Below are 3,782 nucleotides of genomic sequence, written 5' to 3'. Positions count from 1 at the left end.
TAATGACAGTTCCCAAATTTGTTAAAATATAGTTTTTCCCTTCAACTTGCATTAAAATTCTGAATTTCCCTTGAAAGAAAAAATTAATAACCTGAGACATTCCGCTTAGAAAAACCACACAAAAAATGGTTAAATAAGACAGTTCAGAATTAACTATAACAGGAAAAAGCAACGCCAATATTATAACTGCAATAAAATACCATGTTCCGACTTTCTTATAGTACTTGTTCGTTGCAGACAAAATACTGTTAATATCCTGTGTATTCCGTTCTGCAACAGGCTTGTATAACGCCTGTAATGTTGCTGTTCCAATCCCCGCTTCTAATAAATTTAAATAAACCATTGCTTGGTTTATTGAAGACAGTAAGCCATTAGATTCTGATCCTAAATTTACCAATACCAATCTAGGAATCATAATACCCAATGCAATTGAAATAACCTGACTTAGCATTCCAAAGAAAATATTATAGATACTCCTCTTAGCATTCATGATTTTTCCTTTCAAACATCCAACTATACTATTATTTTTTTATTATTTGCAAAAATCTCTTAATAAGTTTTATATTTCTTAACCTCATATATTTACTTGCTGCATTCCACATTGAAATAATCACTGGAAGATGATAATTTTCGTCAATTCCAATTAATTCACGATTTATCGCAACATCTGCCTTTAACAACAAATTTAAAATTTCTTTATCTCCCTCGTATAAATACTTTTCTGCATAATAACAAACTTCTCGATCAAGACGTTCAAATGTGTCTCTATGCAATCTTTCCAAGTGACTAGCAGAAGATATATATAGAGATTGCGTTATACCCATAATATAATCCTTTATTTTTTCTAAATTCATAGTCTGAATCTGATGTGAACCTGTATATGCGTATACCGCTTCTTTTATTACAAAAAATTTTTTTGCTTCTATTAATGCTTTAGCCAAAAAAATAGGATCTTCATATACTCTCAAGTTTGGGAAAACAATTTTTCTATCATTTAAAAAAGAGCGCTTAAAAATAAACCTAGCAAACAAAAAGTCAAATTGATAATCAGAAAATTCCATATACCCTTCTATTTCAAATGCTCTTCTATCATTTTTTCCTATTCCCTGTGCTGATCCTCCACAAATCAATGCCTGATTTCTTTTTGCTGACAAGTAAAGTTTTTCAAGAACAAACATATTTGGATAAAAATCATCCGCATCCATAAATGCTATATATTCACCTTTTGCAACCGAAATACCTTTATTACGTGCAACACCAGCCCCTTGATTTTTTTGATATATATAATAGATTCTCTTATCTTGTATTTGAATTTTTTTAATTATATTAGATGAATTATCTGTTGAACCATCATCTACACAAATTATTTCCACATCTTCTAAACTTTGTTCTCGAATATTGTTTAATGTAGCTACCAATGAATTTTCGGCATTATATACCGGTACTATAATTGAAATTTTACACATTATTTTCCTCTATTATTTCTTTTAATTTATAATATATCTTCCATAAAAGATAGTAATTTCGCAAATATGACGTTCTGATTTCACTTGTATCTTCATTATAATATTTTAAAAATAAATACTGTTCTTTTAAAAGTTTTTTATCTTTGTAATCTATCGCTGTATAAAATCGCTTCTTTGCATAACGAATATTTATTATTTGTGTATATTTTTCCCTTTCTGTATCCTGTAAAGGAATTTTAGCCAATGTTTCATTAATTATTTTTTCATGTTCTTCCCATCTTTGTAATTCTTTTTCTTTAGTTGTGTCTCCTGATGACATACTCTTTGGATATATTATGTATGCGTATAATGGTTCATCTAAATAAAATCTTTTATATTTATAATAAACAGGTAATAATAACTGCCAATTCTGCCCTCTCTTGGCCGGATATATTTTTCTTTCAGGATTTACTTCATCAAATGCAGACATTCGTATCATATGACATCCTGCACAAAAATGAGATTCTTCCGTTAACAAATATTCAAATTGATTATATTCATACCGATGTACAAATCGTGTTGCCTCTCTTTTAATAGGTTTTTGCAAATTTTCTGAATAAAATACATACGCATCACTACTTACAACTGCAAACTCTAAATGGTCTTGTAATATTTTTATCCTTTTTTCAATCGATGTCGGAATATAAAAATCATCTGGATCAGCCCAACATAAATATTCTCCGCTTACATATTTTAATCCTGTATTTATTGCTGCACCTAAGCCAGAATTTTTTTGATAAATATATTTAAGTGTCATACGATGCTGGAAAAAAATTGGAATATATTTTTTTAAGATATTTGCAGTTTCATCTATTGACCCATCGTCAACAGCAATTACTTCTATATTTTCATATGTTTGATTTAATAATGACTGTAAATAACACACTAATGTATTTGCCACATTATAACATGGTGTTATTACGCTTACTAATCCATTCTTCATTTTTCATCCCTCTCAGTTTGTATATTATAGGCTCCCTTCACAAACTTCCCTAATACATATGTAGCTGGTTTTGAAATAAACCTTCCAACTAATGCAACTCCAACACTAAAGTCATACATAACTATGACCGCCAAAAAAGATCCGCATATTACTGCTGCTATGTTACCAGATAAAATACTCTTTATATCCATTTTCTCCCAAATTTCATACATGCAACAATGAATAACAAATACTTGAAAGGTTAACCCAGACAGTGTCAGCACAATAATATTTTCTTTAATTTTTATTTCACAAAAAAGTAACACTAAAAATACTGACGATAAAACAACAGCAATATTATTATAATACATAGCATTAAACGTATAATGTATTAGGGAAAATGTACATATTGAGCAAAAAACAAACCCCAACATACTTTTTTTATGCCCTATCATACATTTATATTTTTGAATATACGCTCCTATACAATACATCATGATAAAGTTTACTAATGTATATCCCGAACCACTATCAGTAGATGAAACAGTACTTATTCCGTTAATTACTGTTCCTGAAATTCCACAATATATATCAATTATGCTTGGATAAACAGAAAATAATATAAGCATTAATATTAATAATACTTGCATTTGCTTTTTTGTCACATTTTTAATCATAATATTAATCCACGGTGAAAGTAAATACACAACACTATATAGCCATACAAAATAATTAATTGGTATTAAACTCCGTATATATATTCCCGGTGAAAATTGCCCAACACCTATCATTTTTATTAGTGCAAAAAAACTATTATATCCCATTACTGTTAGAATCAGCAAAATTGGTTTTATAATTCTTCGCATCTGTCTTTTGTACAAAAAATATCCTGATAAAATCATAAACGTATTCACAGCACAAATCGCTAAACTTTCACAAATTAGTAAGAATTCATGCCCTATCACATTATTTTCTGTATATTTCAAAGCATTTCCACCATTTGAATTGTTAAAATGCAATAATATTACAAACAAACTTAATATAATCCTTAAAACATCAAATGAACCAATTCTCTGATTACTCTCTTTCATTATTCCTGACCCTCATAGTACTTTTTCTTTAATAATTTACCAGTCTCCCTTATTATTTCTTGATATTTTTTTGTCGTATCTAATAATACTTTCCTAATTTCAACAGAGTGCTTTTTTATCCATTGATAACACTGTAATAAAGTATCTTCTGATACAATATCTTGATAAGGAACTACATAGTTCTTTGTTTGTCCGAAAATATCATGTGCAATTCCTTCGGATTTAACCGAGTATCCTAAAACCAATGTAGGAACCCCTGTTGAA

The 3,782-nt window shown here is 28.9% G+C and carries 3 protein-coding genes and 2 pseudogenes; all 5 read right to left on the bottom strand.

Translation table 11 applies throughout. The features are described 5' to 3' along the window. Positions 1-490 (bottom strand): annotated as a pseudogene (locus tag Q0F58_RS17905) (sugar isomerase); the annotation flags it as partial. Positions 491-521: 31 nt separating this feature from the next. Continuing rightward, on the bottom strand, positions 522-1,466 hold the full coding sequence (locus Q0F58_RS17900) for a glycosyltransferase family 2 protein (RefSeq protein WP_294379216.1): 945 nt from the start codon (positions 1,464-1,466) through the stop codon (positions 522-524). Beyond that, positions 1,459-2,448: a glycosyltransferase family 2 protein gene (locus Q0F58_RS17895; protein ID WP_294379215.1), complete on the bottom strand. Its 990-nt coding sequence runs from the start codon at positions 2,446-2,448 to the stop codon at positions 1,459-1,461. Before Q0F58_RS17895 ends, Q0F58_RS17900 begins: the two co-directional genes overlap by 8 nt. Beyond that, entirely contained in the window at positions 2,445-3,518 is a 1,074-nt protein-coding gene (locus tag Q0F58_RS17890) for an acyltransferase family protein (RefSeq protein WP_294379214.1), read from the bottom strand. The genes Q0F58_RS17895 and Q0F58_RS17890 overlap by 4 nt, the downstream gene beginning before the upstream one ends. Continuing rightward, positions 3,518-3,782: pseudogene (locus Q0F58_RS17885) on the bottom strand (polysaccharide pyruvyl transferase family protein); the annotation flags it as partial. The pseudogene Q0F58_RS17885 and the gene Q0F58_RS17890, both read right to left, overlap by 1 nt.

Source organism: uncultured Clostridium sp. (assembly GCF_934754915.1).
Classification (GTDB): domain Bacteria; phylum Bacillota; class Clostridia; order Clostridiales; family Clostridiaceae; genus Clostridium.
The sequence above is the reverse complement of the archived record's forward strand: the minus strand, read 5'-3'. Positions and strand labels throughout refer to the sequence as shown.